The 21,359-nt window shown below is 56.3% G+C and carries 24 protein-coding genes; 7 read left to right on the forward strand and 17 right to left on the reverse strand.

Features of this window, described 5'->3' with window-relative positions; translation table 11 throughout:
* Positions 1–21 precede the first annotated feature (21 nt).
* Complete coding sequence (gene mutY, locus HCH49_RS15825; protein ID WP_221702977.1) at positions 22–1,074, reverse strand: A/G-specific adenine glycosylase; 1,053 nt, start codon at positions 1,072–1,074, stop codon at positions 22–24.
* Positions 1,075–1,218: 144 nt separating this feature from the next.
* Between mutY and trmB the strand changes: the two genes are divergently transcribed.
* The 3 genes from trmB to HCH49_RS15840 are packed head-to-tail and all read left to right on the forward strand — an operon-like array spanning position 1,219 to position 3,037.
* On the forward strand, positions 1,219–1,938 hold the full coding sequence (gene trmB, locus HCH49_RS15830) for a tRNA (guanosine(46)-N7)-methyltransferase TrmB (protein WP_029739764.1): 720 nt from the start codon (positions 1,219–1,221) through the stop codon (positions 1,936–1,938).
* Positions 1,938–2,264, forward strand: coding sequence for a YggL family protein (locus HCH49_RS15835; RefSeq protein WP_014885198.1), 327 nt, complete (start codon positions 1,938–1,940; stop codon positions 2,262–2,264). Before trmB ends, HCH49_RS15835 begins: the two co-directional genes overlap by 1 nt.
* Before the next feature lie 56 nt (positions 2,265–2,320).
* Positions 2,321–3,037, forward strand: coding sequence for a DUF2884 domain-containing protein (locus HCH49_RS15840; RefSeq protein WP_024906551.1), 717 nt, complete (start codon positions 2,321–2,323; stop codon positions 3,035–3,037).
* 82 nt (positions 3,038–3,119) lie between these two features.
* On the opposite strand, the gene HCH49_RS15845 is transcribed toward HCH49_RS15840, so the two are convergent.
* From HCH49_RS15845 to HCH49_RS15870, 6 genes are all read right to left on the reverse strand, one after another.
* Positions 3,120–3,458, reverse strand: a complete 339-nt coding sequence (locus tag HCH49_RS15845) for an endonuclease domain-containing protein (RefSeq protein WP_221702978.1) — start codon at positions 3,456–3,458, stop codon at positions 3,120–3,122.
* Between the two features lie 62 nt (positions 3,459–3,520).
* Positions 3,521–4,663 carry a radical SAM family heme chaperone HemW gene (hemW, locus tag HCH49_RS15850; protein ID WP_221702979.1) on the reverse strand — a complete coding sequence of 381 codons (1,143 nt, stop codon included), beginning with the start codon at positions 4,661–4,663 and terminating at the stop codon, positions 3,521–3,523.
* Entirely contained in the window at positions 4,656–5,249 is a 594-nt protein-coding gene (locus HCH49_RS15855) for an XTP/dITP diphosphatase (protein WP_221702980.1), read from the reverse strand. The genes hemW and HCH49_RS15855 overlap by 8 nt, the downstream gene beginning before the upstream one ends.
* Before the next feature lie 3 nt (positions 5,250–5,252).
* Positions 5,253–5,549 carry a DUF167 family protein YggU gene (gene yggU / locus HCH49_RS15860; RefSeq protein ID WP_023309131.1) on the reverse strand — a complete coding sequence of 99 codons (297 nt, stop codon included), beginning with the start codon at positions 5,547–5,549 and terminating at the stop codon, positions 5,253–5,255.
* On the reverse strand, positions 5,546–6,112 hold the full coding sequence (locus HCH49_RS15865; protein WP_167819141.1) for a YggT family protein: 567 nt from the start codon (positions 6,110–6,112) through the stop codon (positions 5,546–5,548). The genes yggU and HCH49_RS15865 overlap by 4 nt, the downstream gene beginning before the upstream one ends.
* Positions 6,113–6,133: 21 nt before the next feature.
* On the reverse strand, positions 6,134–6,835 hold the full coding sequence (locus HCH49_RS15870; RefSeq protein ID WP_087823220.1) for a YggS family pyridoxal phosphate-dependent enzyme: 702 nt from the start codon (positions 6,833–6,835) through the stop codon (positions 6,134–6,136).
* 17 nt (positions 6,836–6,852) lie between these two features.
* On the opposite strand from HCH49_RS15870, the gene HCH49_RS15875 reads away from it, so the two are divergent.
* Positions 6,853–7,833, forward strand: a complete 981-nt coding sequence (locus tag HCH49_RS15875) for a type IV pilus twitching motility protein PilT (RefSeq protein ID WP_221702981.1) — start codon at positions 6,853–6,855, stop codon at positions 7,831–7,833.
* A gap of 10 nt (positions 7,834–7,843) precedes the next feature.
* Here HCH49_RS15875 and ruvX read toward each other — a convergent pair whose 3' ends face one another.
* The 8 genes from ruvX to metK all read right to left on the reverse strand — a co-directional run bounded on the left by ruvX (position 7,844) and on the right by metK (position 14,927).
* Positions 7,844–8,260 (reverse strand): Holliday junction resolvase RuvX, encoded by a 417-nt coding sequence (gene ruvX, locus HCH49_RS15880; protein WP_029739223.1) that lies wholly within the window; start codon positions 8,258–8,260, stop codon positions 7,844–7,846.
* Positions 8,260–8,820, reverse strand: coding sequence for a YqgE/AlgH family protein (locus tag HCH49_RS15885; protein WP_221702982.1), 561 nt, complete (start codon positions 8,818–8,820; stop codon positions 8,260–8,262). Before HCH49_RS15885 ends, ruvX begins: the two co-directional genes overlap by 1 nt.
* Before the next feature lie 87 nt (positions 8,821–8,907).
* On the reverse strand, positions 8,908–9,855 hold the full coding sequence (gshB, locus tag HCH49_RS15890; RefSeq protein ID WP_029739222.1) for a glutathione synthase: 948 nt from the start codon (positions 9,853–9,855) through the stop codon (positions 8,908–8,910).
* A 19-nt stretch (positions 9,856–9,874) separates the two neighbouring features.
* Positions 9,875–10,606 (reverse strand): 16S rRNA (uracil(1498)-N(3))-methyltransferase, encoded by a 732-nt coding sequence (rsmE, locus tag HCH49_RS15895; protein WP_023309126.1) that lies wholly within the window; start codon positions 10,604–10,606, stop codon positions 9,875–9,877.
* Positions 10,607–10,657: 51 nt separating this feature from the next.
* Complete coding sequence (gene endA, locus HCH49_RS15900) at positions 10,658–11,365, reverse strand: deoxyribonuclease I (protein WP_023333343.1); 708 nt, start codon at positions 11,363–11,365, stop codon at positions 10,658–10,660.
* Between the two features lie 94 nt (positions 11,366–11,459).
* Positions 11,460–11,957 (reverse strand): SprT family zinc-dependent metalloprotease, encoded by a 498-nt coding sequence (locus HCH49_RS15905; RefSeq protein WP_029739221.1) that lies wholly within the window; start codon positions 11,955–11,957, stop codon positions 11,460–11,462.
* A 58-nt stretch (positions 11,958–12,015) separates the two neighbouring features.
* Positions 12,016–13,413 (reverse strand): galactose/proton symporter, encoded by a 1,398-nt coding sequence (gene galP / locus HCH49_RS15910; protein WP_023309123.1) that lies wholly within the window; start codon positions 13,411–13,413, stop codon positions 12,016–12,018.
* 359 nt (positions 13,414–13,772) lie between these two features.
* On the reverse strand, positions 13,773–14,927 hold the full coding sequence (gene metK / locus HCH49_RS15915; RefSeq protein ID WP_010435443.1) for a methionine adenosyltransferase: 1,155 nt from the start codon (positions 14,925–14,927) through the stop codon (positions 13,773–13,775).
* Positions 14,928–15,590: 663 nt separating this feature from the next.
* Between metK and yqgB the strand changes: the two genes are divergently transcribed.
* The 3 genes from yqgB (at position 15,591) to speB (ending at position 18,836) form a co-directional block, all read left to right on the forward strand.
* The gene (yqgB, locus tag HCH49_RS15925; RefSeq protein ID WP_127341063.1) at positions 15,591–15,722 is read left to right on the forward strand and encodes an acid stress response protein YqgB; all 132 of its coding nucleotides are present in this window, start codon (positions 15,591–15,593) and stop codon (positions 15,720–15,722) included.
* Positions 15,723–15,730: 8 nt separating this feature from the next.
* Complete coding sequence (gene speA, locus HCH49_RS15930) at positions 15,731–17,707, forward strand: biosynthetic arginine decarboxylase (protein ID WP_023309121.1); 1,977 nt, start codon at positions 15,731–15,733, stop codon at positions 17,705–17,707.
* Positions 17,708–17,915: 208 nt separating this feature from the next.
* Positions 17,916–18,836 (forward strand): agmatinase, encoded by a 921-nt coding sequence (gene speB, locus HCH49_RS15935; RefSeq protein WP_014071686.1) that lies wholly within the window; start codon positions 17,916–17,918, stop codon positions 18,834–18,836.
* A 52-nt stretch (positions 18,837–18,888) separates the two neighbouring features.
* Here speB and HCH49_RS15940 read toward each other — a convergent pair whose 3' ends face one another.
* Both HCH49_RS15940 and HCH49_RS15945 read right to left on the reverse strand, forming a co-directional pair.
* Entirely contained in the window at positions 18,889–20,157 is a 1,269-nt protein-coding gene (locus tag HCH49_RS15940) for an OprD family outer membrane porin (protein ID WP_094935385.1), read from the reverse strand.
* 210 nt (positions 20,158–20,367) lie between these two features.
* Entirely contained in the window at positions 20,368–21,126 is a 759-nt protein-coding gene (locus tag HCH49_RS15945) for a M48 family metallopeptidase (RefSeq protein WP_047060435.1), read from the reverse strand.
* Positions 21,127–21,359 lie beyond the last annotated feature (233 nt).

Below are 21,359 nucleotides of genomic sequence, written 5' to 3' on the forward strand. Positions count from 1 at the left end.
TTCCTCTTTTTCTTGTCGATGCTAAACCATTGCACCGGCATGTAATTGCTGTAACAGGCGCTCCACGGGAGCCGCCAGTCCGACTGATGGCGGTTGCGCTAAGTTATACCAGAGAGCGGTGCCTTCATCCATGCACGAGGCAAATGACGACACGGGAAGCCACATGGGTACAATATCCAGGTGGAAATGGCTGAACGTATGGCGAAACGCGGTCAGCTGCGTCAGGTTATCGGCAGCAATCCCGCGCTGTTTAAGCCATTCACGCAGCAAATCTTCATCTTCAAACTGTGGGAAGCAGTATAGACCACCCCACAGACCGCTCGGTGGACGCTGGGCGAGGAAGACCTCGTCGCCGTGCTGCATCAGCAGCATATAGCCGGTGCGCTCCGGCAGCGTCTGTTTGGGTTTCTTACCCGGATATTGCGCCCATGAATGGTTGGCATACGCCACGCAGAGATTATTCACCGGGCAGAGTTCGCATTTTGGTTTTGAGCGCGTGCAGACCAGCGCGCCGAGATCCATCATCGCCTGGTTGAAACGCTCGACGCCGTTGGCCGGGGTGACCGCTTCACTTATTTCCCAAAGGCGTTTTTCGACGTCCTTCTTCCCCGGCCAGCCGTCGACGGCGTAGCAGCGTGCCAGCACGCGCTTCACGTTGCCGTCGAGGATCGGGAAATGCTTGCCTAAAGACAGGGAGAGAATGGCGCCTGCGGTTGAACGTCCTACACCGGGCAAGTCCGCCACCTCGTTGAAGGTTTCCGGGAATGTCCCGTTGTGGCGCGTGGCAACCTGCTGTGCGGCCTTGTGAAGGTTACGCGCCCGGGCGTAATAGCCAAGACCGGTCCACAGGTGCAGGACCTCGTCCAGCGGCGCGTTGGCCAGATCGGTCACCGTCGGGAAGCGCGCCATAAAACGCTCGAAGTAAGGGATCACCGTGGCGACCTGCGTTTGTTGCAACATCACCTCGGAGAGCCATACTTTGTAAGGCGTTTTTTCAATTTGCCAGGGCAGGGTTTTACGCCCGTATTTGTCGTACCAGTCCAGCACCTGGGCTGAAAATTGAGAGGCTTGCATGGTCATCGATTCGCATAATCAGGGACGCAGATTGCAGCACAGCGTCAATCTGCTGTAAACCGGATCTTTCCCATGCTTGCATAGAAGCCTTAACTTTGGATAATGCCCGTTTCCCGAACATTCTCACAAGCAGACAACTCTTTTATGAAAAACGACGTCATTTCACCGGAATTTGATGAAAACGGTCGCCCGCTGCGCCGTATTCGCAGCTTTGTCCGCCGTCAGGGCCGCCTGACAAAAGGGCAGCAACATGCGCTGGACAACTACTGGCCGGTGATGGGCGTTGAGTTCAGCGAGCAGCCTCTGGACTTTACCGAACTGTTCGGCCGCGAAGCACCCGTCACGCTGGAAATCGGGTTTGGTATGGGCACCTCGCTGGTGACCATGGCGAAAGCGCGACCGGAGCAGAACTTCCTCGGTATCGAAGTCCACTCCCCGGGCGTGGGTGCATGCCTGGCAACGGCCCATGAAGAGGGTGTTGAGAACCTGCGCGTGATGTGTCACGACGCGGTGGAAGTGCTGCATAAAATGATTCCTGACAATTCTTTAACCATGGTTCAGCTCTTTTTCCCTGACCCGTGGCACAAAGCACGTCATAATAAACGCCGTATCGTTCAGGCGCCGTTTGCCGAGCTGGTGAAAAGTAAGCTGAAGCTGGGCGGTGTCTTCCATATGGCGACCGACTGGGAACCGTATGCGGAACATATGCTGGAAGTGATGTCGTCGCTGGACGGGTATAAAAACCAGTCTGAGAGTAACGATTATGTACCGCGTCCGGAATCGCGTCCGGTAACGAAATTTGAACAGCGTGGCCATCGTCTTGGTCACGGTGTATGGGACTTAATGTTCGAGAGGGTGAAATAATGGCAAAGAATCGTAGCCGTCGTCTGCGTAAAAAGATGCACATCGAAGAATTCCAGGAAGTGGGCTTCTCCGTTGCGTGGCGTTTCCCGGAAGGCACCAGTGTAGAACAGATCGATCAGGACGTGGATGCGTTCATCAATGACGTGATTGAGCCAAACAAGCTGGCCTTCGACGGTAGCGGCTATCTGGCCTGGGAAGGTCTGATCTGCACCCAGGAAGTGGGTAAATGCACTGAAGAACATCAGGCCCTGGTACGTAAATGGCTTGAAGACCACAAGCTCGAAGATGTCCGCGTCAGCGAACTTTTCGACGTTTGGTGGGACTAATAAAGCAGTAAGGGGCCAGCATTAGCTGGCCCATTTTGTCTGAGGGAGTGTTTAAGATGCGCAAAACGTTGCTGGCTGTTGCTTTGATGGCAACCGGATTCACCGCCCATGCGGATTATCAATGTAGCGTCACCCCGCGTGATGACGTGGTGTTAAGCCCGCAAACCGTGCAGGTCAAAGGCGAGAACGGCAATCTGGTGATTACGCCGCAGGGGAACGTCACCTTTAACGGCAAGCAGTACAACCTGACTGCCGCACAGCGTGAGCAGGCGAAAGACTATCAGGCCGATTTGCGTACCGCGCTGCCATGGATTAATGAAGGCGCGCTGACCCGCGTTGAGAAAAGCCGCGTCGCGCTGGATAAGATCATCACCAAAGAAGTGGGTGAGAGCAGCAATATGCGCACCCGTCTGACGAAGCTCGATAAGCAGCTTAAAGAGCAGATGAACCGCATTATCGAGACGCGCTCCGACGGCCTGACGTTCCACTACAAGGCGATCGATCAGGTCCGTGCTGACGGGCAGCAGCTGGTGAACCAGGCGATGGGCGGTATCCTGCAGGACAGCATCAACGAGATGGGTGCGAAAGCCGTGCTGAAGGGCGGTGGTAATCCGCTGCAGGGCGTGCTGGGCAGCCTGGGCGGCTTGCAGACCTCCATTCAGAACGAGTGGAAGAACCAGGAAGATGATTTCCAGCAGTTCGGCAAAGACGTGTGTAAACGCGTGGTGTCGCTGGAAGATAGCCGGAAGGCGCTGGTGGGGACGCTTAAGTAAGATCTCTGCGCGCTGGGCCCCTCACCCCGGCCCTCTCCCCATGGGAGAGGGTGTAATCGTTCCCTCTCCCTGTGGGAGAGGGTTAGGGTGAGGGCATCCGGCATTGCAGTCGTTGCAGAATAGCCATCAACACCTCCTCCTCATTAGCCCTGAATTCATTATTCCAGAACCGCAAAACTTCCCAGCCGTTTGCGTTTAAGAATGCTGTTCTTCGTAAGTCATACGCCTCTTCATTCTGATGCTGACCCCCGTCCAGCTCAACGATCAGCTTTGCCTTAAAGCAGGCGAAATCCACGATGTACGGACCAACAGGCATCTGCCGACGAAACTTATACCCAAAGAAGCGACGCCCCCTGAGCAAATACCAGAGGCGTAATTCTTCGGGCGTCATTTCTTTGCGGAGTTGTTTTGATTTTTCCATCCCACACTCTGCCAGCCTTTCCCTCAGCCGGCAGAACGGGATGCAAAATCCTGAATCAGCCTTCAGGATTCTTCGGCGAGGAACAGCTCAAGAAGAGAGTTTAAGAACAGCTTGCCGTGCTCGGTGATCTGCCAGTATTCCTCGCTCTCGGTGAGATACCCCTGCGCCAGCGCCTCGTCGATCTGCGGGCGAATCACCGACTCCGCCAGCCCGGTGTAACGCGCAAATTCCGCGCGCGGCGCGGCTTCCAGCAGACGGAAGCGGTTCATAAAGAACTCAAACGGTTTATCCGCTGCCTCGACGTCGTGCTGACGCTCCAGGTAGCGGCCTTCCATATACCCGCGCGGGTGGCGGGTTTTAGCGGTGCGCAGAATGCGCCCGTCCGGGAAGGTCACCTTGCCGTGCGCGCCGCAGCCAATTCCCAGGTAGTCGCCAAAGCGCCAGTAGTTCAGGTTGTGCTGGCACTGGTAGCCCGGCTTCGCGTACGCGGACGTTTCATACTGCTGATAACCCGCAGCGGTTAGCAGCCTGTGACCCTGCTCGAAGATATCCCACAGCGCGTCGTCGTCCGGCAGCACCGGCGGGCGGGAACCGAACAGCGTATTCGGCTCGATGGTGAGCTGATACCACGACAGGTGCGGCGGATTCAGTTCGATCGCCTGGCGCAGGTCGTCCAGCGCCTCTTCCAGCGACTGATCCGGCAGGCCGTGCATCAAATCCAGGTTAAAGCTGCGAAGATTAAGCCCCGTTGCCAGGTGTGCCGCGCGCTTTGCCTCTTCCGGGCCGTGAATGCGCCCCAGACGTTTCAGCTTCGGCTCGCTAAAGCTCTGCACGCCGATGGAGATGCGGTTCACGCCCGCGCGCTGATAGTCGACAAAACGGTCGGCCTCAACGGTGCCGGGGTTGGCTTCCATCGTAATTTCAGCATCTGCCGCCAGGTTCAGGCGCGCACGCACGCCGTCCAGCAGCGTCTGCATTGCCGGGCCGGACAGCAGGCTCGGCGTACCGCCACCAATGAAAATGGTCTTAACTTCACGTCCCTGTGCGTAAGCGATATCGGCGTCCAGGTCGGCCAGCAGATGCGCAACGTAGTCATCGTGCGGCACTTCGCCCTTCAGCGCGTGCGAGTTGAAATCGCAGTACGGACATTTCTGCACGCACCACGGGATGTGAATATACAGACTCAGAGGCGGCAAATTAGCCATTACGCAGTGCTTCCAGTAACAGTTTCAGCGCGCGTCCACGGTGGGAAATTGCGCTTTTCTCTTCGCGGGTCAGTTCCGCAGCGGTTTTGCCCTCGGTCGGGACAAAGAAAATCGGGTCGTAGCCAAAGCCGCCGTTGCCAGCCGCTTCACGGGTAATCACGCCCGGCCAGCTGCCGTGGCAGACAATCGGCGTCGGGTCTTCCGCGTGGCGCATATAGACCAGCACGCAGTGGAACTGCGCGGTGCGCTGTTCGTCCGGTACGTCTTTCAGGGCGACAAGCAGCTTTTCCAGATTCTGCTGGTCGGTGGCGTCAACGCCGGAATAGCGCGCAGAGTAAATCCCCGGCGCACCGCCGAGAAAATCCACGGCCAGGCCGGAGTCGTCGGCAATCGCGGGCAGGCCGGTAATCTGCGAGGCGTGGCGCGCTTTCAGGATCGCGTTTTCGATAAACGTCAGCCCCGTCTCTTCGGCGGACTCCACGCCCAGATCGGTCTGGGCGACCACGTCCAGCCCAAAATCATTTAATAGCGAGGCCAGCTCGCGCACTTTACCGGCGTTGCCGGTCGCGAGAACAACTTTCTGCATGGTTTAGTCCTGTTCTTTCAGAGCCGCGACTTCCGTCGGGATAGATTGCGGATTAAGGATTTTTACCTGTTTATGTCGCCCAAGTTCACCTTTTTCAATGATGACCTGGCTTTTGGCGACGCGAAACTGTTTTGCCAGATATTTGGTCAGATGCGCGTTCGCCTGGCCGTCAACCGGTGGGGCGGTGATGGCGACTTTTAACTCGTCGCCATGCAGCCCAACAATACCGTCACGGCTGGCTTTCGGCTGAATATACAGCCGCAAAACCAGCCCGTCAGCGCAGGTGCTTACGGCACTCATAGCGCCATCCACAGCCCCGGCAGCAGCATATCGCCCGTGGACTGTAACAGCTCAGCGATCCCCATATTTACCACGTACAGCAGCAGAACCAGGATCATCGGCGAGAAATCAATACCGCCCATCGAAGGCAGCAGGTTGCGAATCGGGCGCAGCAGCGGCTCGGCCAGTTGGATCAGCGCATATTCTACTGGACTACGCCCCTGGCTTACCCAGCTCATGATGGCCATGACCAGCAGCACCCAGAAAATCAGCAGGCCGATGGTTTTGACTAAAATCAGGACCGCAGCAATCCAGATAATCGGCTGGAAGGTGATGACCATAAACAGCACGATCGCTTTGATAACGCTCAGAATAAACGCCACCAGCAGAGACGAACTGTCGATGGGACCCATCGCCGGGATAATGCGGCGCAGCGGTCCGACAACAGGTTGCGTGATTTTCACGACAAACTGCGAGAACGGATTGTAAAAATCACAGCGGGCCCACTGCATCCAGACGCGCAGCAAAAGCGCCATCGTATACAGCTCAAGCACTGTTGAGAGCAGGAAAGTCAACGTCTTCATGGCGTTCCTCAGGTTTCCTTATTATTTTGAGTAGTCGCGCGCACCGAAAATTGCCGTGCCGATGCGCACCATAGTGCTGCCTGCCGCGATGGCGGCTTCCATATCATCCGACATGCCCAGTGAAAGCGTGTCTACCGTGTTATAGCGCGCTTTAAGCGCCTCAAATGCTACAGCCATTTGCTGTGCCACGGCAAACTGCCTTTCATAACTTGACTCAGGCGCAGGAATGGCCATCAGCCCGCGCAGGGTTAAGCGCGGCAGTTCGGCCACCTCGGCGGCCAGCGCGCCCAGCTCGCTCAGCGCAATGCCGGACTTGCTGTTTTCGTCGCTGATGTTGACCTGAATAAGCACGTTGAGTGCCGGCATTTCTGCCGGACGCTGGTCATTCAGACGGGTAGCAATACGCAGGCGGTCGATGGTGTGGCACCAGTCGAAGTGCTCTGCCACCAGACGGCTTTTGTTCGACTGCAGGGGGCCAATAAAGTGCCACTGCAGATCCGTCTTCCCCTGTTCCTGGAAGTAGCGAATTTTATCCACGCCTTCCTGCACGTAGTTTTCACCAAACGCCCGCTGGCCTGCATCAATAGCTTCTGCGATGGCGCTCGCAGGCTTGGTTTTGCTGACTGCAAGCAGCGTAATTTCTTCTGAAGCACGGCCGCAACGCGCTGCGGCGGCTGAGATTTTGTCCCGGACCTGTGCCAGGTTATGCGCAATGTCGTTCATTTTCCGAGGAGTAGTCTATGGATGTGGAAGAAATTGTGGCCCTTAGTGTAAAGCATAACGTCTCCGATCTACACCTGTGCAGTGATTCGCCACCGCGCTGGCGCAGATTAGGCCGGCTTGAACCCGCTCCCTTTCAGCCTCCCGACGTTGGGGCGTTATTAAAAGCGTGGCTTAACGATGAGCAGCAGGGAACATGGTGGGCAAAGGGGCAGGTGGATTTTGCCGCGACGGTAACGGGAGGCCAGCGCCTGCGCGGCAGTGCCTTTAAGCAGATGAGAGGTGTCTCTGTGACGCTGCGGCTGTTGCCGCGTAACTGCCCGCAGCTCGCTTCGCTGGGCGCGCCGCGGGCGATCCCGGAACTGTTATCCAATGACGCCGGGCTGATTCTGGTCACGGGGGCGACCGGCAGCGGCAAATCCACTACGCTGGCGGCGATGGTCGATTTTCTCAACCACCATGCTGACGGCCATATCCTCACACTTGAAGATCCGGTGGAGTTTATCTACCAGAGCGAACGTTGCCTGATCCAGCAGCGGGAGATAGGTCAGCACAGCCCGTCATTTGCCGAAGCGCTGCGCAGTGCCTTGCGCCAGGATCCGGACGTTATTTTGCTGGGGGAGCTGCGCGACAGCGAAACGATCCGCCTGGCGCTGACGGCGGCGGAAACCGGCCATCTGGTGCTGGCGACGCTGCATACGCGCGGGGCATCGCAGGCGATTGAACGGCTGGTCGATACGTTCCCGGCGCAGGAGAAAGATCCGGTGCGTAGCCAGCTGGCCGGTAGCCTGCGGGCGGTGCTGGCGCAGAGGCTGCTTCCCGATCTACAGGGCGGGCGCGTCGCGTTGTATGAACTGCTGGTGAACACAGCGGCGGCGGCGAATCTGATTCGTGAAGGGAAAACGTGGCAACTGCCCGGCATCATCCAGACCGGTCAGCAGGCAGGAATGCAGAACTTTGACCAGAGCCTGGCGGAGAGACGGGCGCAGGGGCGGCTGTAAGCCCCTGTGTTTAAAAGCCCTGGTCGAAATAGCTTTCGAGGATGATTACTGCTGAAGCGGAGTCCACGCTGCCTTTGTTGAGCGCCCGGAAGCCGCCGTGCTCAAACAGGCCCGCGCGCGCTTCGACGGTGCTGAGACGCTCGTCGTGAAGCTTCACGGAGACGCCAAAGCGGCCATGGATTTTATTGGCGAACTTACGCGCCCGGGCGGTAAGCGGCTGTTCTGTACCGTCCATGTTCAGCGGGAGCCCAACAATCACGTCATCCGGCTGCCACTCTTTGAGCAGACGCTCGATAAGATTCCAGTCTGGCGTGCCGTCATTGGCCTTCAGGGCCGTAAGCGGACGCGCGGTACCGGTGATGCGCTGACCCACGGCGACGCCAATGCTTTTAGTACCAAAATCGAAGGCCAGAAGCGTTCCGCTCATCAGGCGTGCCCCGCTACGCCAGGCATGGTCAGGATATCAATGCCAATCAGCTTTGCCGCGTCACGCCAGCGATCGGCGATCGGGGTTTTAAACAGGATATTCATGTCCGCAGGCGCGGTAAGCCAGGCGTTATCGAGGATCTCTTGCTCAAGCTGACCTTTCTCCCACGACGAATAGCCCAGCGCCACCAGCACTTCAGAAGGCTGCTCAGCGGTGCCCAGCGTTTCAAGCACGTCGCGCGAGGTCGTGATGACGGTGTTATCCGAAATTCGAATACTGGAAGAGAATACCGGCGGCGTATGCAGGATAAAGCCGCGATCTTCTGCAAGAGGTCCACCCAGCATCACCGGTTTATCTAGCCGGATTTCCGGCAGTCGCGCTTCAGCCGGTATTTTCAGCTTGTCCAGAATTCCTTCAACCTGAAAATTTTCCAGTGGTTTATTGATGATAATGCCCATCGCGCCGTCTTCATTGTATTCACAAATATAAACCACGGCGCGGCGAAAAATCGGGTCCTGGAGAGCAGGCATGGCAATAAGAAAGTGATGCTGTAAATTCATTGTCAGAGGTACTGTTTCCTGGTTTAAAAAGCGACAGCGCCCAGTATGGGGACAAACACAGGCGCTGTCACTAATAGTATTGTTAGGTTATTTCTGTAAACGTTTTTCGATAGCGTCCATCAGCATTCCGGTGATCGAAATCGGGAATTCCGCTTCAATTTCACGAATGCAGGTCGGGCTGGTGACGTTCACTTCGGTCAGACGATCGCCGATGATATCCAGGCCAACGAAGATCAGGCCTTTGGCTTTCAGCGTCGGGCCAACGCGGCGGGCAATTTCCCAGTCGCTTTCGGTCAGCGGGCGCGGCTCACCGCGACCGCCGGCTGCCAGGTTCCCACGAGTTTCGCCACCCTGCGGGATACGTGCCAGGCAGTAAGGAACCGGTTCGCCATCTACCACCAGAACGCGTTTGTCGCCGTCTTTGATCGCCGGAATATAGTTCTGTGCCATGCAGTAACGCGTACCCAGTTCGGTCAGCGTTTCGGCAATCACGCCAATGTTCGGGTCGCTCTCTTTCACGCGGAAAATCGACGCGCCGCCCATGCCGTCCAGCGGCTTCATGATGATATCGCCGTGCTTCTGCCAGAATTCTTTCAGCTGCGCTTTGCTGCGGGTCACCAGGGTTTCCGGCGTCAGGTCAGAGAACCAGGCGGTGTAGAGCTTCTCGTTGCAGTCGCGCAGGCTCTGCGGCTTGTTGACGATCAGCGTGCCTTTCTCTTCAGCACGCTCAAGGATGTAGGTGCTGTAGATGTATTCGGTGTCGAACGGCGGATCTTTACGCATCAGGATGACGTTGAGATCGGCCAGGGCAATATCCTGCTCGGTGCCAAACTCGTACCATTTGTCGTAGTTCTGCTCGACGTTAACGATGCGGGTGCGCGCGCGGGCTTCACCGTTGATCAGGTAAAGATCGTTCATCTCCATATAGTGGAGTTCATAGCCGCGACGCTGCGCTTCCAGCAGCATGGCGAAGCTGGAATCTTTCTTGATGTTAATGTTTGCGATGGGGTCCATCACGATGCCGAGCTTGATCATGTTCTTCTCCGTTAATGCTTCAACCCAGATCGCCAAACCGTACCTGTAGCGCGGTAATGGCCGTGAGTGCCGTTGTCTCAGTGCGCAGAACGCGAGGTCCCAACAGAATATCAGTAAACTGGTAACGTGCCGTCATCGCAATTTCATCCGCCGACAGGCCGCCTTCGGGGCCAATCAGCAGGCGTACGCGCTCAACGGGCAGAGGCAGCGTATTGATGCTGGCGCTGGCGCGCGGATGAAGATTGAGCTTCAGCCCGCTCTCCTCTTCTGCACACCAGTCCTCCAGATCCATCGCCGGGCGGATCTCCGGAATACGGTTGCGGCCACTCTGTTCGCAAGCCGCAATGGCAATTTTCTGCCACTGCTGGATCTTTTTGTTCAGACGTTCCGCATCCAGTTTAACGCCACAGCGTTCAGAAAAAAGTGGCGTAATGAGGCTTACACCCAGTTCAATGGATTTCTGAATGGTGAACTCCATTTTCTCGCCGCGCGACATCACCTGGCCCAGATGGATGTGCAGCGGTGATTCCCGGTCATCCACTTCGCCACGCAGGACGTTAACGTGTACGCTTTTTTTATCAGACCGCGTGATTTCCGCGTCGAAAACCTGGTTCGAGCCGTCGAACAGCTGTATTGCCTGACCTGCGCCCATGCGCAGCACGCGGCCAACGTGGTTGGCGGCGTCATCAGACAGGGCGATTTCGCGGCCTGCGGTAATCAGTTCAGGATGGTAAATGCGGGGAATGCGCATAGTCAGAAATTCCATGTGTCATGCGATATAAGCGAATTGCCGTAGTGTAGGTTAGCTCTTTTGCGCCTGGCAAGCCCGCTGGACGTAAGGGTTGTGATTCCCCTGGACTCTGGCGATACGTTCGTCGCGCTGGCATTCCCACTCCGTCACCGGATACTGCTTGTCCCAGGCGTTGAACAGCTGCGTCTGCTGGCGGGAGAGGTTGAGGTCGTAACGGTCACGCATATAGAAGTAGGTGCGGGCGATACTGCCGCGCGCGCGGGCAGGGGGCTCGGCGACTTTCTCTTTAAAATCAACCTTCATACCGCACTGGCCGTACTGGCCTTCGCCACCGTTCCACTGGCTGTACATAAAATTACCCCGGTCGCCGTTCACTTCACCTACGGCAGGCTGCAGGTTATGCATATCGCTTTCCATCTGGCGATAAACCGGATCTTTGGCGCAGTTTTTACGTCCACCATCCTGCCAGCACTGGCGCTGGTGGCCAAACTGCCAGGCCGGAACGACATGTTCCCATTCAATGCGGCTGGCGCGGTTTTCGTTTTTACGCACCTTATAGCCGCAGGACTCAAGGTCAACGACCCCTTTTTTACCCTGCCAGTTAATTTTACAGCCGCAGTAGAAATCGCCCGGCACATCGGCGTTTACCTTTACGCCTGCTGCCTTAGCCTGGGAAAAACTGTTGATACCGTCGGCCAGAGCATGGCCTGAGAGCGCCGTCGTCAGAAAGGCGACCGCGAGAGAAAAATTACGGGACATCTTACACTCCGTGTCAAAACGAGCCCGCAACGTAACGAATGTTGTTCCCGTATGCAATCAGTCAGATCAGGAAAGTTCCTGAAAGTTCAGATGATTATTCCGCAACCAGCGGCTCGCCGCATTTGACGCAGCGGTAGGTCGCCTCGCCGCGCACCACGCGATTATGGCGGCGGACGGTAAGCTGGTGCTGCTGACACTGGCAGCGGTAGGGGAAGGTATTGCGGCGCACCGATTCCAGCTCGAACTGATGGGTACGGCGTGCCGGAACGCCGAGCACCGCTTCCATCATCCACTTCCACTCCTTGCCGTGGGGCGCGACGCGTCCGAAGTGTTTCCACACCAGCAGATGCGCCAGCTCGTGCGGTACCACTTCCTCGATAAACGCCTGCTGGTTTTCCATCATCAGCACCGGGTTAAGGCGGATCTCATAGGGCTCGAGCCAGGCGGTGCCGGCCGCGGTGCCGCGCTGCTGATAAACGATCTTAGGTTCAGGGTAATTGCGGCCGAGCTTCAGGTTCGCCTGGGCGAGTTTTTCCCGCAGGCTGCGCATAACGGCTTGCTGAAGGGCGATGGGGAGACGGGGTGCTTTCATAGGGGCAGAGCATAAAGCGCGAAGCGGGGAGGCGCAAGAGGCGCCTCCCGCATGAGGATCAGTCGTGGGCGCCGATTTCGCGCAGCGGACGACCTTTCATCAGGTTACGTTCAATATGTTCCAGAGAAACGTGTTTGGTTTCTGGAACCAGCCAGATTGTCAGCACAATAAAGAAGATGTTCAGACCAGCGTAGACCCAGAAGGTGTTCGCGTTGCCCAGGGTATTGAGCATGGTCAGGAACGTTGCGCCGACGATCATGTTGGCAATCCAGTTGGTTGCGGTAGAGCAGGTGATACCAAAATCACGCCCTTTCAGCGGCTGGATCTCAGAGCACAGCACCCAAATCAGCGGGCCGGCGCTCATCGCAAACCCGACGATAAACATCAGCAGCATGCCGACCGCAAAGTACTGGGCGGTTGGTGAGTGAATGCCCACATGCATCATGGTACCGAGGACACCCATACCGGCCGCCATCACCAGGAAGCCCAGCGTCAGAGTTGGCTTACGTCCCCAGCGGTCCACCAGACCGATGGCGATAAAGGTCGCCAGCACGTTGGTCAGACCCACGATGACGGTCCCCCACATCTGCTCGGTGGTGTTGGTATAGCCCGCCAGCTCAAAGATTTTTGGCGCGTAATACATGATGACGTTCATCCCGGTGAACTGCTGCATGACCTGAAGCAGCACGCCGAGGAACACCGCGCGGCGGAAGTTGCTGTTCTCTTTAAACAGCGCCCAGCCGGACTGTTTGACCTTCAGGCTTTCGCGGATCTCTTCCAGCTCGTTTTTCGCTTCGGCGCTGGTGTCGCGCAGGCGCATCAGTACGCGTTCGGCATCGTGGAATCGACGTTTGGCGGCGAACCAGCGCGGGCTGTCCGGCAGGAAGAAGACGCCAATCAGCAGCAGAATGGCCGGGATGATGATCACGCCGAGCATCCAGCGCCATGCGCCGCTGTAGCTAAACGCGGTGTCGGAAAGGTACGCGCCCAAAATACCGATGGTGATCATGAGCTGGTACATCGAAATCATACTGCCGCGGATTTTCTCCGGCGCGATTTCAGACAGGTAAAGCGGGGCGGTATAGGACGCCACGCCCACGGCCAGGCCGAGCAGCACGCGGGAAACCAGCAGAACCTCAACGTTAGGCGCAGCGGCAGAGAAGAGTGAACCGGCAACGAACAGGATCGCGCCGATCATCAGGCTCTTTTTACGCCCGAGCTTGAAGGAGAGCCAGCCGCTGCCGACGGCACCCACTGCGGCGCCAAACATCATGGAGCTGACCACCCACTCCTGGGTGTGAGCGCTGATCTGGAACTCGTCAGTGATGAAAGGTAATGCACCGGCAATCACGCCGATATCCAGGCCAAAAAGTAATCCTGCCAGGGCGGCGAGGAAACAGACGAAGAATGTCATCGCCTTGTTGGACGTACGCCCCTGTTTTTTATTGTCAGGCATTATGCCCTCCAGTTGGGTTATCAGTTTTATTGATGTAAAGGGTAGGTGAGTGACCCGTAAAAATATGTGAGATTAATCACATAGGTGTAATCGGTTACACTAGCGTGCAACCGTAAAAATAATTAAAGCTTTGAAAATATAGAGGTAAACGAGGTGATATGCATCGCGAAAGAACACATTTCAGACTTAACTGAAAGGCGATGTAACAGCAGAAGAAAGGCGATCATGCAAAGAGAATATTCTGAAAGCGAGGCGCATCCGGTGCGGTGTAATCGGTACCATATGTGCACCTTTGCGGCGCCACCTACAAAAAAAGGCCAGCCCGAAGGCTGGCCTTTTATCACGCAGATGTCAGTCGATTACTTCAGACCGGCAGCTTCACGCAGCAGGGCGGCTTTGTCGGTTTTTTCCCATGGGAAATGTTCACGACCAAAGTGACCGTATGCCGCGGTTTCTTTGTAGATTGGGTGCAGCAGATCCAGCATCTGAATCAGGCCGTATGGACGCAGGTCGAAGAACTCGCGCACCAGCAGCGTCAGCTGTTCTGAAGGCACTTTCTCGGTACCGAAGGTTTCAACCATGATGGAGGTTGGCTCAGCTACGCCGATCGCGTAGGAAACCTGGATCTCACAGCGGTCAGCCAGGCCGGCTGCAACAATGTTTTTCGCCACATAACGTGCCGCGTACGCCGCAGAACGGTCAACTTTAGACGGATCTTTACCAGAGAACGCACCGCCACCGTGACGCGCCATGCCGCCGTAGGTATCAACGATGATTTTACGACCGGTCAGACCGCAGTCACCCATTGGGCCGCCGATAACGAAGCGTCCGGTTGGGTTGATGAAGAATTTGGTCGCAGAGCTCAGCCATTCGGTCGGCAGAACCGGCTTGATGATCTCTTCCATCACTGCTTCCTGCAGGGATTTCTGATCGATATCTTCGGAGTGCTGGGTAGACAGAACCACCGCGTCAATACCGACGATTTTGCCATCGTCATACTGGAAGGTGACCTGGCTTTTCGCATCCGGGCGCAGCCACGGCAGGGTGCCGTTTTTACGCACTTCAGCCTGACGCTGCACCAGACGGTGTGCGTAGGTGACCGGTGCTGGCATCAGCACGTCGGTTTCGTTGGTTGCATAGCCAAACATCAGGCCCTGGTCGCCCGCGCCCTGTTCCAGCGGATCGGCACGGTCAACGCCCTGGTTGATGTCTGGAGACTGTTTGCCAATCGCGCTCAGAACCGCGCAGGAGTTGGCATCAAAGCCCATATCAGAATGCACATAGCCGATCTCACGCACCGTATTACGGGTGATCTCTTCGATATCAACCCATGCGCTGGTGGTGATCTCACCGCCAACCAGAACCATGCCGGTTTTGACATAGGTTTCGCACGCTACGCGCGCTTTAGGATCCTGCGCCAGGATCGCATCCAGCACCGCATCGGAGATTTGGTCAGCAATTTTATCAGGATGTCCTTCTGATACGGACTCGGACGTAAACAGGTGTTTTGCCATGTTTTATTTCACCTAAGAGGAATTTGGTTAGCTCAAGCTGCTGTGCGGAATAGCCAAAGGAGATAATTCTACCAAGGCCTGCAGGTTTTTGACACTGGCAGTATGAGTGTTAATCAGTATAGATGGATTAACATCTGGACGGCTATTTTAGGTCACTTCTTCGCCCGATTTCCAGTTTTTTTTGACTAACCTCTCACTCAGTTGAAATTGCTGCTGGCAATAATTCCTGACGGCCCCGGCAACACGCACATTTATCTTTTGCTTTTTACCCCTGTTCTCGGTATAAAACGCGGCGCGCGGCTCATATAAAATAAGCGCTCGATGAACTCATCGTGTCGCCACTTCCAGCCGGGTTAAGCAGTGAACTTTTAGCTTTGGCTTGTGGTCCGTTTCAACAGAGGCGGCCGTGGAGGTGATACGAGATAATGAACCATCGTTTTCCGCACATTCAGCGCAGCCGTTCTGGCGCGTATTTGATTCCCGCAACCCGCATTTCTAGTCTGCAAACCTGCCGATGTTATACCCATCTCGGCGCTTCTCAGGATTCCAGGGCCGGTCACGCTTTGTGAAAACTGAACAAGGGCGCTCTTGTTAATACAAGAGTTTTCTCGTGGTTTCGCCGAACCTTGTCATACAGAGTTCGGATACGTGTTTTACAATGATATGAATAAGAAACCGGTCGCACGGTCTGGTTTTCAGCATACTCTGCTGGGAAACGGAGCCGTTTATGGGTTGTTATCGCCGTATAACGCTGCGATAGTAGTCAACTGTTTTACACTTATTACAAAGAGTTGAGGTTCGCTATGTCTGACGACATGTCTTCTTTTTCGCCTTCGTCAGCGGGCGAACAGGGTGTACTACGTTCTATGCAGGAGGTTGCGATGAGCTCCGAGGAAGCCAGCAAGATGCTGCGCACTTACAATATTGCCTGGTGGGGCAATAACTACTACGACGTCAACGAACTGGGCCACATCAGCGTCTGCCCGGATCCGGACGTCCCTGAAGCGCGCGTGGATCTCGCGAAACTGGTGAAAGCCCGTGAGGCTCAGGGCCAGCGTTTGCCTGCACTGTTCTGCTTCCCGCAGATCCTGCAACATCGCCTGCGTTCTATTAACGCCGCGTTCAAGCGCGCGCGTGAGTCCTACGGCTATAAAGGCGACTATTTCCTGGTTTACCCGATCAAGGTGAACCAGCACCGCCGCGTGATTGAATCCCTGATCCACTCCGGCGAGCCGCTGGGCCTGGAAGCAGGCTCCAAAGCGGAGCTGATGGCGGTTCTGGCGCATGCGGGCATGACCCGTTCAGTGATCGTCTGTAACGGCTATAAAGACCGTGAATACATTCGTCTGGCGCTGATCGGCGAAAAGATGGGCCACAAGGTCTATCTGGTTATCGAAAAGATGACCGAAATCGCCATCGTGCTGGAAGAGGCCGAACGTCTGAACGTGGTGCCGCGCCTTGGCGTGCGTGCGCGTCTGGCGTCACAAGGTTCCGGTAAATGGCAGTCCTCCGGCGGCGAGAAATCCAAGTTCGGCCTGGCGGCAAACCAGGTGCTGCAGCTGGTGGAAATCCTGCGCGAGCGCGGTCGTCTGGACAGCATTCAGCTGCTGCACTTCCACCTCGGCTCGCAGATGGCCAATATTCGCGACATCGCCACCGGCGTGCGTGAGTCAGCGCGTTTCTACGTTGAGCTGCACAAGCTCGGCGTAAATATTCAGTGCTTCGACGTGGGCGGCGGCCTGGGCGTGGACTACGAAGGGACCCGCTCGCAGTCTGACTGTTCCGTGAACTACGGCCTGAACGAATACGCGAACAACATCATCTGGGCGATCGGCGATGCCTGTGAAGAGAACGGCCTGCCGCACCCGACGGTGATCACCGAATCCGGTCGCGCGGTGACCGCGCACCATACGGTGCTGGTCTCTAACATCATCGGCGTTGAGCGTAGCGAAATCTCCGAGGCGACGCCTCCGGCAGACGATGCTCCGCGTTCCCTGCAAAGCATGTGGGAAACCTGGCAGGAAATGCACGAGCCGGGCACGCGTCGTTCCCTGCGCGAATGGCTGCACGACAGCCAGATGGATCTGCATGACATTCACGTGGGTTATTCTTCAGGCACCTTCAGCCTGCAGGAGCGCGCGTGGGCGGAACAGCTCTACCTGAACATGTGCCATGAAGTGCAGAAACAGCTCGACCCGAGCAACCGCGCGCACCGTCCGATTATCGACGAGCTGCAGGAGCGTATGGCGGACAAGATTTACGTCAACTTCTCGCTGTTCCAGTCGATGCCGGATGCCTGGGGTATCGACCAGCTGTTCCCGGTTCTGCCGCTGGAAGGGCTGAACCACGCGCCGGAACGCCGTGCGGTGCTGCTGGACATCACCTGTGACTCCGACGGTGCCATCGACCACTACGTTGACGGCGACGGTATCGCAACGACGATGCCAATGCCGGAATACGACCCGGAGAACCCGCCGATGCTGGGCTTCTTTATGGTCGGCGCTTATCAGGAGATCCTCGGCAACATGCACAACCTGTTCGGTGATACCGAAGCGGTGGACGTGTTCGTGTTCCCTGACGGCAACGTGGAAATCGAGCTGTCCGATGAAGGAGACACCGTGGCGGACATGCTGGAATACGTTCAGCTGGATCCGAAAAAACTGCTCACTCAGTTCCGCGACCAGGTGAAAAACACCGGTCTGGACGATGCGCTCCAGCAGCAGTTCCTGGAAGAGTTTGAAGCGGGCCTGTACGGGTACACCTACCTGGAAGACGAGTAGGAAAACGCCCTCTCCCACAGGGAGAGGGCGGGGTGAGGGCATCAGACCGCACAATGCCCTATACTCACTTGAACCCGTATGCATTACCGGCGATAATTCGCCCCAATAAGCGATTTACGAATCAATCCCTTCCTCGTCGGGTTTAACGACGCGGAGGGGATTTTTTTTCATCTGTTTTTAATGTATCGACTTTAAAAGAGGTCAGGACATGAGCACTTTAGGTCATCAGTACGATAACTCTCTGGTATCTAACGCGTTTGGTTTTTTACGCCTTCCGATGAACTTCCAGCCGTACGACAGCGACGCTGACTGGGTGATCACCGGCGTGCCGTTCGATATGGCAACATCTGGCCGCGCGGGTGGTCGTCACGGCCCGGCAGCGATTCGTCAGGTTTCCACTAACCTGGCCTGGGAGCATAACCGCTTCCCATGGAACTTTGACATGCGCGAGCGCCTGAACGTGGTGGACTGCGGTGACCTGGTGTACGCCTTCGGCGACGCGCGTGAGATGAGCGAGAAGCTGCAGGCGCACGCCGAGAAGCTGCTGGCTGCCGGTAAGCGCATGCTCTCCTTCGGCGGCGACCACTTCGTGACCCTGCCGCTGCTGCGCGCCCATGCGAAGCACTTCGGTAAAATGGCGCTGGTGCACTTCGATGCACATACCGACACCTACGCGAACGGCTGCGAGTTTGACCACGGCACCATGTTCTTCACCGCGCCGAACGAAGGTCTGATCGACCCGAACCACTCCGTGCAGATCGGCATTCGCACCGAGTTCGACAAAGACAACGGTTTCACCGTGCTGGATGCGGGGCAGGTTAACGATCGCGGCGTCGACGACATCATCGCTCAGGTGAAGCAGATCGTGGGTGATATGCCCGTGTATCTGACCTTCGACATCGACTGTCTGGATCCGGCATTTGCTCCGGGTACCGGTACGCCGGTCATCGGCGGTTTGACCTCAGATCGTGCCATCAAGCTGGTGCGCGGCCTGAAGGATCTAAACATTGTCGGGATGGACGTGGTGGAAGTGGCGCCTGCGTATGACCAGTCCGAGATCACCGCGCTGGCCGCAGCGACTCTGGCGCTGGAAATGCTCTACATTCAGGCAGCCAAAAAAGGCGAATAAGCCTCACCTTGCGTGAAAAAAAACCTCTCTATTGAGAGGTTTTTTATTGCCTTCAGAACACGTTAAACGGGTATTCCACATAAGCCCGGATCTCGTCCCCGCCCACGTTGTACTCGCTGGCGTTGCCGGAGACGCGCAGTACGGAGTAGCGCAGTTTAAGCTTCAGATCCTTCGCCGGACCATCCTGCACCTGGTACTGGATCTGGTTAAACCACTCGTGCTCTTTGCCGTTGCTGGTTTCAGAGGTTTTAATATTATCCCCACGTACGTAGGCAGTGGTCCAGCTCAGGCCCGGTAAGCCAAGACCGCCAAAGTCCAGACCGTAGGATGCCTGCCAGGAACGTTCGTCTTCGCCGTTAAAATCAGACCAGTAGGAGTTCGCCAGCCAGATGGTGTTTCCGCCGTCACCCACGCCGCCCTTGTCACGATAGCCGCCGTAGTTGTAACCGGTGCTGCCGCTGCTCTGCTGGTACGCCACTTTGAACGTGTGAATGTCCCAGATGTAGCTCGCCGCCAGGCTCCAGATGGTGTTGCTGCGGCCCGTGTCGAGGCTGTCCGCGTAACCCTGATCCAGACGGGAGTTATAGCCGTTGAAGTCGAGCACCAGCTGCTGCCCGGTGCTGAACGGCTGTTTGAAGTTCATGCCCAGGTACTGCTTGTTCATCACCTCTTCATTATGAGAGGCGTACAGCGCGCCGCTGAACTGGTCGTTAAACTGATAGCTCGCACCGCCGAAGGAGAGGCTCTTCAGCCCGCTGTCGTGGCGGTCATCGCTTTTACGCTGCTCGTCGGTGAAGTAACCGGCGTTGATTTCCAGACCGTCGATCTCTTTCGAGGTCAGCATGGTGCCGGTGTAGCTTTCAAACAGCAGGCGGGAGCTGTCGGCATTGATGACAGGCAGCTCTGGACGCTGATTTCCGTAGCTCAGCACGGTGTTTGATATACGCATTTTGGCGGTGGCGCCAAACTTTGCCAGATCGGATTTTGCCCGGCCATCCTCTTCCTGTTTAAAGAAGTCGATGCCACCTGCGCCGCTTTTGCCACGGCCGCCGTCCAGGCGCACGCCGTATTGAGCAATACCGTCCACGCCAAAGCCCACCAGCCCTTCGGTATAGCCGGATGCAAACGTGGCGATGATCCCCTGACCCCACTCGGCTTTGTCCTGCTGGCCCTGATGGTAGTCGCGGCTGATATACGCATTGCGTAAAAACAGATCCAGATGGCTGTCGTCAATAAAACCCTGGCTGTCGGATTGCTGGCTTGCAGCGGCAGGTAATGCAGCAAATAAACTTAAAGCAATTAATGATAATTCTTTTTTCACGGAGGGAACGTCTCTGTCTGGATATAGTAATTTGAATAACTGCGGGGGTGATAATTACCGGAAAAAGTGACCTTTGCAATAATTATGTGACCAGACATTTCAAGGTGATAAGGCAGATTTGGCGGGGCTTTCAGGGGTGTTGTCGATACGTGCTGTTAAGTTAACAATTCATGCGAAATAAAAAGGAGGCAAATCTGCCTCCTTCCAAAATTATTTAATTCCGTCTGCGGCCATACGGTCGCGAATATGCTGTGCGCGTTCTTCTGAGGCCGGGTGATCGTCAAACATGGAGCTTTGGCGTCCGGCTTCCAGCTTGGCCAGTTTTTCGAAGCTGGTGGCTAAGCCTGATGGATTAATGCCGCGTTTGCGCAACAGATCGTAGGAGTAGTCATCCGCCTCGGACTCCTGACGCTGTGAGAACTGAGAGTTAACCAGCTTTTCACCCACGTCCCCAAGCTGTGACTGCGACAGGCTGCCAACGATACCGCCCGCAGAGGCCGCCGCTGCGCGGATGGCATTGGTCCCCAGGGCAACCTGCATCCCTTTCTTCACGTGTCCCAGGGCAACGTGGCCCATTTCATGGCCGATGACCGCTTCCACTTCGTTGTCGGTCATCATGTCCATCAGCCCGCTGTAGACACGGATACAGCCGTTCGCCATCGCGAAGGCGTTCACGTCTTTCGCCATGTACACCTTGTAGTTCACCGGCTGGCCGTTGATGTTGTCGCCCAGCGCGGAAGCAATCTTATTCAGACGCTGCGTGTAGGTACTGTTAGCCGGCGCAAGCGTGGCTTTTCCGTCCATATCTTTACAGGCCTGGTCGCTCAGCGCTTTCACCTGCGCATCGCTCAGGGAATAGGCCTGAAAGGCCTCTGCGCCTGACGTCATCAGACCGTTAGAATCCATATTCTGACAGCCGCTCAGCAGGAGCGTTGTACCCAGGGTCAGCACTATTGCACGCATTTTCATGAGGTTGCTTCCGTACTCGTTAAACTGAATAAAATCCGAAAAGGGCACCGTCAGCGAAGCCGGTGTCGGGCTAAGTATAAGGAATATCTACAGGGCCGGGCGAGCAGATTGCGCAACATGCGAGCATGATCCAGAGATTTCTTAACAAGCAAAAGAATGCTCCATGTACATGACTTGCGGCTTGGGTTACATTGTTGGCACTTTTTTCCGGCGTAGCCCAAAACGCGCTGTCG

This window comes from Enterobacter sp. Y17 (genome assembly GCF_019730495.1).
Lineage (GTDB): Bacteria > Pseudomonadota > Gammaproteobacteria > Enterobacterales > Enterobacteriaceae > Enterobacter > Enterobacter asburiae_B.